4 protein-coding genes and 1 pseudogene are annotated in these 7,443 nt (G+C 65.3%); 1 reads left to right on the forward strand and 4 read right to left on the reverse strand.

The window, feature by feature from the left end:
- Window positions 1–178 precede the first annotated feature (178 nt).
- The 4 genes from AB4Y84_RS08580 to AB4Y84_RS08595 form a co-directional block, all read right to left on the reverse strand.
- Entirely contained in the window at window positions 179–892 is a 714-nt protein-coding gene (locus AB4Y84_RS08580) for a M15 family metallopeptidase (protein ID WP_442244699.1), read from the reverse strand.
- A complete protein-coding gene (locus AB4Y84_RS08585) occupies window positions 825–2,381 on the reverse strand; it encodes a serine hydrolase domain-containing protein (protein WP_442244698.1) in 1,557 nt (518 codons plus the stop codon). The genes AB4Y84_RS08580 and AB4Y84_RS08585 overlap by 68 nt, the downstream gene beginning before the upstream one ends.
- A gap of 83 nt (window positions 2,382–2,464) precedes the next feature.
- Complete coding sequence (locus AB4Y84_RS08590; protein ID WP_442249996.1) at window positions 2,465–5,464, reverse strand: TonB-dependent receptor; 3,000 nt, start codon at window positions 5,462–5,464, stop codon at window positions 2,465–2,467.
- A 50-nt stretch (window positions 5,465–5,514) separates the two neighbouring features.
- Window positions 5,515–6,987: a transglutaminase-like domain-containing protein gene (locus AB4Y84_RS08595; RefSeq protein ID WP_442244697.1), complete on the reverse strand. Its 1,473-nt coding sequence runs from the start codon at window positions 6,985–6,987 to the stop codon at window positions 5,515–5,517.
- Window positions 6,988–7,119: 132 nt separating this feature from the next.
- Here AB4Y84_RS08595 and AB4Y84_RS08600 point away from each other — a divergent pair.
- Window positions 7,120–7,443 (forward strand): annotated as a pseudogene (locus tag AB4Y84_RS08600) (SH3 domain-containing protein); the annotation flags it as partial.

The raw sequence follows: 7,443 nt of genomic DNA on the forward strand, positions 1-7,443 counted from the left end.
GGTCCGGTTGCGGGGGCGTGAGCGCCATGGATGGCGCGAYCGAGCTTACAKGGACGTACTTGCAGCGTCCCCCGCAACCGGACCCACCCCGCCATCCCACGGAATGCCCGCTGTTGCTGTTGCTGTTGCTGTTGCCGTCAATTCGGCGGGTGCAGGGCGCAGCCCTGCCGACAACCCCTTACCGCACTGGCACGTCGTAGGCGGTACCGAGGTCCGGCTCGGGCTGCAGCGTGTAGTGCCACCACTCCTGCGCATAGTTGGCGAAACCACGCCGTGCCATCGCCTGTACCAACTGCTGGCGGTTGGCCTTCTGCGCGTCAGTCAGGCCGGGCGTCTGCGTATGCGCGCGCGGGCCGAAGAAATCGAAGTCGGTGCCCATGTCCATCGGCGTACAGCGCCCGCTGCGGCAATCCAGCAGGCCCAGATCCACGGTGGCACCACGGCTGTGGCCGGAGCGCTCGGCGATGTAGCCGTCGCTCAGCAGCTGCGGCTTGTCCAGATCCGGATACTGCATCGCCTTGCGCGACTGTTCCTGCGGATCACGTACCCAGGCCATGAACGCCTGCACCGCGCGCACCGGGCGATAGCAATCGTAGAGACGCAAGCCAAAACCCTGCGCGCGCAGGTCAGCTTCCACAGCGGCCAACGCCTTTGCCACCGGCGCCAGCAGATAACACGCGGGCGCTTCATAGCCGGGCACGCGCGCAGCAGTGAAATTGTTGGCACCGGCGTAGCGGATGTCCATCTCGATGCGCGGCGACAACGTGCGGATCTCCACCAGTCCCGCCGCAGTGACGTCGGTGGCGGGCGAGATGCGCGGCGGCTCAGCGGCGTGGGCCGCCGCTGCCAGGGCAATCGCCAGTACGAGTGAAATGCAGGTCCTGGAAGTCATAGCTGAAGTCGATCTCCGGATCGATGGCGCGCAGTTCCAGCGTCGGCGTGTCTGCGCCGGGATTCAGCCACGCCTGCGCCGAGGGTTCCAGCGTATCCCACTGCAACAGCCAGCGACCCTGCAGCTGCTGCACCGTTGCCTGCAGCGTGGGCGATTTGTCGACGCTGAAGCGCAGGCCATTGCTGGTGGGGCATAGCGAGGCGGGGCCAAGCCAGGGATCGCGGTAACGCCCCTGCCATTGCACCAGATCAGTGGCTGCAGCCGGTCGGGCAGCCCGGGTAGAGGGTGCACGACTTCCCGTGGCGGCACGCGCGGCCTGATCGGCCTTCAGCTCGGCCAGGTAGTACCCCACAGGTTGCGCGTCATCCGGCGCGGTGAACTGTTTCAGCGTCGACTGCATCAACGCGGTGCGGGCTTCTTCGGCCTCGCCGTTGATCAGCATCACCACGCCGACCTTGCGATCCGGCAGCAGCGCCAGCGAGGAATACATGCCCGACAGCGTACCGGTGTGCGCGACCTTCCAGTGCCCATCCATGTCCGACACCCGCCAGCCCAACCCATAGCCATAGAAGTGGGCGTTGTCCCACTTGCGTTGGCGTTCGCCCAACGGCATCGGCATGTGCAGCGTCCACAGCATGCGGCGTTGCTCGGCGCTCAGCCACGCCGGTGCCAGCGCCGGGTCCAGCAGCACCTGCATCCAGCGCGTCATGTCGCGCAGCGAACAGCGGATGCCACCGGCCGCCATCGACGTCAGATCGGGGCTGAGCGTTCCATCGGCACCGGCCACCACATTGCGGCCATCGCGACGCATATGCGGTTGGGCGACATTGCCGACCTGCTTCACCGACCATGCGCCCACCTGGCAACGGGTCATCCCCAGCGGTTCAAACACCCGCTCGCGCATCAGCTGGTCATACGGCTTGCCACCGGCGGCCGCAGCCACCTCACCGGCAACGACGTACATCAGGTTGTCGTAGGCGTAGCCGCTGCGGAAACTGGTGACCGGCTTCAGGTGTGCCAGCCCGGCGATGACATCGCTGCGGGTGAAGGCATTGGGCTCGGGCCACAGCATCAGGTCACCGGCACCCAGGCCGAGGCCACTGTTGTGAATCAGCAGATCGCGCACCTGCAGGTGTTCGCCCACCCACGGGTCATGCATGCCGAACGCCGGCAGGTGGCGGCGTACCGGGTCGTCCCAGCGCAGCTTGCCCTGCTCCACCAGCGTGGCCAACAGCGCGGCGGTCATCGCCTTGCTGTTGGAGGCGATCTTGAACAGCGTGTCTTCGTCGATGCGGCCGCCATCACCGCGCGCGCCTTCGGCGTGGCGATAGACCACCTGGCCATCCTCGACCACCCCCATCGCCAGCCCCGGCAGGTGCTCGTGCTGGTCCACGAAGGCGATGTCGGCGTCCAGGCGTGCGGTGTCCACCGCCCCTGCTGGGGCAGCGGGGCTGGCCAGTGCTACAGCCAGTAGCAACAGACGATGCAAGTCAGTCTCCGTCAGGCAGCGCGCAGGCAGGCACGGCGTTCATCACGCCACGCCGCCCCGCAGGGCGGCGCGCAGATGCATCCTCAATAATTCCAGGTCACCGTCAACTGCGCATAGCGCGGCGACTGGAACCCCGTGCCATAACCATACATCGGGTTCGGCGTGCCGATGCTGTCCTGCGGTTCGTAGTCCTGGTCCACGGTGACCACGCGCTGCTGGTTGAGCACGTTGTACACCGCCAGCTTCAGGCGCAGGTCGGTGGGGATCGGCACCTTGTAGGAAACGCTGACGTCCAGATCGTAGGTCCACGGGGTACGTCCATCGCCACCGCGCGGCGAATGCACGAACACGCGTTCGGAGGGTACCGTCGACTGGCAGTTGGACACACACACGTAATAGCTGTGGAAGTCGGTGTCGTCGAAGGGATTACCCGCACCGAAGCGGGTGATCGGACTGCCCGACTGCACGCCCAGGGTGGCGGCCACGCTGAGGTTCTCGGTCAACGCGTAGCTGCCGCGGAACTTGAACTGATGGCGGCGGTCATTGGCCAGATAGCCATAACCGCGGTAGTTCACCCATGGGTTGTCGAAATTCTCGGTGCGGCCAGCGTCGGCGAAGTCGGTATCGGAGTTGACCGGGCCTTCGGCATTGCCCCTGCCGTAAGCCAGCGTATAGGAGGCATTGAAGCCCCACTTGCCATCCCACGCGCGATCGACCTGCAGTTCCAGCGCCTTGTAGTCACGCTTGGGCTTCACCCAGCCGCGTTGGCCCACGTAATTGCCGTCGTCGTCATACAGCGCCCAGCCTTCCTTGGAGGTGTCGATGTCGATCCAGCCATCGTTGCTGCCATCGCAATTGGTGTCCCCCCAGACTGTGTTCGTGCGCCCGGGGTTTCCCATGATCCAGACGCCGTCGATCGCACCACACTGGCCGGTGGCGGTGATGTTCATGTCATCGATGGCGTTGYTCAGGCGCCGGTAGGTGACGCTTGCGGCAACCGACCACGATTCACTCAGCATGTGCTGGAAGCCTAGAATCGCCTCATCCTGGTAGACCGGATCCATGTCCCGGTTCACTTCGGCGCGCAGGTCCGGGACGCTGCCATCGCCTTGCGAATTGTCGACCGGACCGATCTGGCCGCCCAGGTTCGGCACGTTGTTGGCGGCGCCGGTGTAGCCCAGGAACTCATACCAGGTGCGCTCATCGAGGAAGCCACCGGCCTGCTTGATGTTGATGACGTTGGCCACCGGCAGGTAGTAACGACCCAGGTTGCCGAACACCTTGGTGGTGCCATCACCACGAACGTCCCAGGCGAAGCCCAGGCGCGGCGCGATCATGTTGTCGATCTTGATGTAGCTGTCGCCGTCGCCGCCCTTGTTGTCGAACCCTTCCACGCGCGCGCCGATGTTGAGCAGGAAGTTCGGGGTGACCTGCCAGTTGTCTTCCAGGTAGTAGGCTGAGTTGATGGTCTCGAACGACCCGGCCACTTCGTAGCGGCGGGTACGCGCGACCAGGCCGCTGGCGGGCACGGTGCCGCCGTTGAGTGAACTGCCCGGCGTGCGGTAGTAGATGTCGTAGCGCAGGCCACCGGGACCGGGATAGGCGCGCTCGTAGTCGGAGGTGTTTTCTTCGCGGTCCAGGCCAAAGCGCAGCAGATGGTTGCCGATGGACCATTCAAAGTCGGCGCGCGCGGCCTTGCGCGTATCCAGCGCCGACTCCAGCTGCGAGCTGCTGGTGCAGCTGCGGTCACCCTGCAGGTTGGAAGGCACGCCCTGGCTGGCAGTGCGGTTGTCGAACACGCGGTTGCAGTTCTCGTCCATCAACGAGCTCTGCGTGCGGTTGCGCTTGTTCTCGCCATACATCAGCTTCATGGTCAGATCGTTGTTGACCTGCCAGCTGTAGGTGCCCGACCAGTTCCTGCCGCCCACCGTGTTGTAGATCTGGTTGTTGCGCTCGGCTGCGACAGTGCCGGTGTCATGGTCGTAGCGATAGACGTCGGTGACGGTATCGCTCTTGTCGGAGAATCCGAACAGCGACAGCATCTGGTTGTCGGTGATCTGCCAATCCAGCTTGCCGCCCCAGAACGGATCATCGGCGGTACCCCGGTTGAACACGGTACCGGCATCATTGGTCGAATTGGGCGTGTAGTCGCGCGCTTCGTACATGCCGAAGAAGAACAGCCGGTCCTGCACCAGCGCACCGGAGGCGAACACATTCAGCGCACTGCGCGAGTAGTCGTCACGGCTGGCGGTGATGTAACGGCTGCCGTCGCCGTCATAGCGGTCGCGCGCCTGCGACTGCCAGGCACGCGGCTCGAACACCAGTTCGGCACCGGCCTTGAAGTCGTTGCTGCCCGAGCGGGTGACGGCGTTGATGACGCCGCCAGTGCTGCGACCGAACTCCACCGAGTAGCCGCCGGTCTTCACCTGGAACTCCTGGTAGAACGAGAACGGCACCGACGAGAACCCGACCCGGTTGTAGAAATCGGTGACGTTCAGGCCGTTGATGTAGACGGTGTTCTCCGCCACCGACGAACCACCGAAGGAGATGCCCTGTCCACCCAGCGAGCCCTTGCCCTTCACCGCGCCAGGCGCCAGCAGCGCCACCGCGGTGATGTCACGGTCCACCGGCAGCCGCGACAGTTCCTCGCGGGTGATGTTCGTGGCCGACTCGGTAGACTTCACGTCCACCATCGACACCACCTGCGGCGCGCGTACTTCAACGGTGCCCAACGTGCTGACCGCGCCCAGCGGCACATTCACCGTGGTTGCACTGCCCAGGCTGACGGTGACCTGGCCGACGCGGCTGGCAGCACCACCCGGCAGGCTGACCTCCATGTCATAGGTGCCGACTGGCAACAGCGGAATGCGGTAGCTGCCCTTGCTGTCGGCCTGCACCGAACGCACAAAGCCAGTGGCGGGGTTGCGCACGGTAACGGTGGCACCGGCAGGCACCTGTCCGGCATCGCTGGTCAGGCGGCCGACCACGGCTCCGTCCTGTGCGAATGCGCTGGGCGCCAGCGTGGCCATGCACGCGCCGAGGGCGACGCACAAGGCCGCCCGCTTGATGTTGTAAGCCTTCATCCCCTGCTCTCTCCTGCAAGAATTGAATGGTGGTGGGGTGGTGTGTCGCGCTAGCGTTGCCCGGCTGGCAGTACCCGCCACTGGAAGTCGTAGCTCCATTGGTCGAAGTACAGGTTGCCGCCTGACCACTCGGCCTCGCCGCGCTGCGAGTCGACCGTTTCCGAGCGGTAGTGCTGTTTGGCCGGCACGAACGCCTGGCCGAAATCGTCGTTGAAGGCGATGCGGTAGCCATCGAGGCCACCGAGGTAGAAGTCACGCAGCGCGGGCGTGTCGCTGGCCAGCGCGCCGGTGGTCACATCCATCGGCAGCCAGCCATAGGGCGCCAGGTAGACCTGGCCCCAGTCGTGCAGGTTGTTGTAGCCGCTGCCATCGTCGGAGAACACCATGCCCGACTGCCAGCGCGCGGGAATGCCGTTCATGCGCAGCAGGGCGATCAACAGCAGTGTCTGCTGCCCGCAATCGGCATGACCGGCGCGCAACGCGTAGTCGCTGATGTTGTTGAGGGTCGAGTACTCACGCGCACCGGCCCATGGAATGCGGTCGACGGCGGCGAACAGCTTGCGTACCACTTCATACGGGCGTGTCTCGCCCTGCAGCATCTGGTCGGAGAACAGCTTCAGCGCCGGGGTGAAGCGTACGTGCGGCAGCTGCTCGGCCAGATAGGGCTTCAATGCTGGATCATCCGGCGTGGCCTGCACCTTCGTTGCATCGATTGCCGTGTGGCGCGCGAAGATCGTCACCGCATAGCGGATTTCAAAGTGCGTCGGCTGCCCGGCCACCGCCTTGGCTTCCAGGTAGGCGGTGCGCTGCTGGGTGCTGGCTGGGGCGACTCGAGCCTTGCCTGGTGCACTGCCGATCCACTGCACGCGCTCCTGCTGGCCGGGAATCTCGCGCGGGTACGGAATCCAGGCACGTACGGTTTCGCCGGCCGGCACGGTGTCGGCCTTGACCGTCAACGATTGGGTGAATTCGATGCGCTGCGGCAGCACGGATGCCGTGCCGCTTTGTTCGGCGGCAGCAACCACCCGCGCGTGATGCGCGTTGAGCACCTCGTTGGGGCCCGGCGCCGGCATAGGCGCATCCGCGCGGCGGCGTGCGCGTGCTTCATCGCTGAGCAGGAACAGGTTCGATGGTGCGCGTTTGAAGTACCAGCGCGTGCCATCGATGTCGAGATGCTCGATCAGGCCGAGCTGGTCCCAGCGCGCGAATTCCTCGTCGGTCAGGTCGGGAATCCAGCGGCGTACCGCTGCTTTGGCAGCGGCGTGGTCAAGGGAGAAATCCAGTTTGATGCGGCGCATGCGCTCGCGCTGGAACGCGCTTTCGGCAGCATCGCCTGCGGTCGCCAGCAACGCAACGACATCGCTGAAACGACCGCTGTCGACCAGATCGATCAGCTGCGTTTCCCGTCCGCGATCAGTGGCGCTGGGCGGATCCGCGGCCGGTGCCGCCGACGCCCACAGCAGCAGCGCGGCACACAGGCCGGCAGCGGCAGGCAGAGACGGTTTGCGAACGGCAGGATCCACAGCGACACTTCCCAAGCGCGGGTGGTAACGGCTGTGTAACACGGGCCGGGAGACCGGTCAATAATTTATTCTTGCTTTCGGGGCCGAAAGGAATAAATATTCCAACAGGCATTCGAGGAGGGTGTGCAGCGCATGATCCTGGCTTCCCGCGAACCGCGTCGGCACTGGCCGCACCGGTTGACCTTGGCACTGGCCCTGGGCCTGCTGGGTGCACCCGCATTCACCCAGGCGGCCACGCCTGTACCCGACCCCGGCGCCCCGCTGCCTTACGTGATCGGCCTGCACGAGGCCTACCTCACCGCGGACTACTGGGCGGCACGGCTGGACAATGCCGACGCACCTATCCTGGACCGCGCGCAGATCGAGGCGCAGAACGCACGGATGCGCTCGCAGGACAAGCACATCCAGGACATCGCCACCCTGCCTGCGCAGCTCAGYGCGGCACAGGTGCGTGAC

Origin of the sequence: Stenotrophomonas sp. 2YAF22, assembly GCF_052114665.1 — a bacterium.
Taxonomy (GTDB): domain Bacteria; phylum Pseudomonadota; class Gammaproteobacteria; order Xanthomonadales; family Xanthomonadaceae; genus Stenotrophomonas; species Stenotrophomonas indicatrix.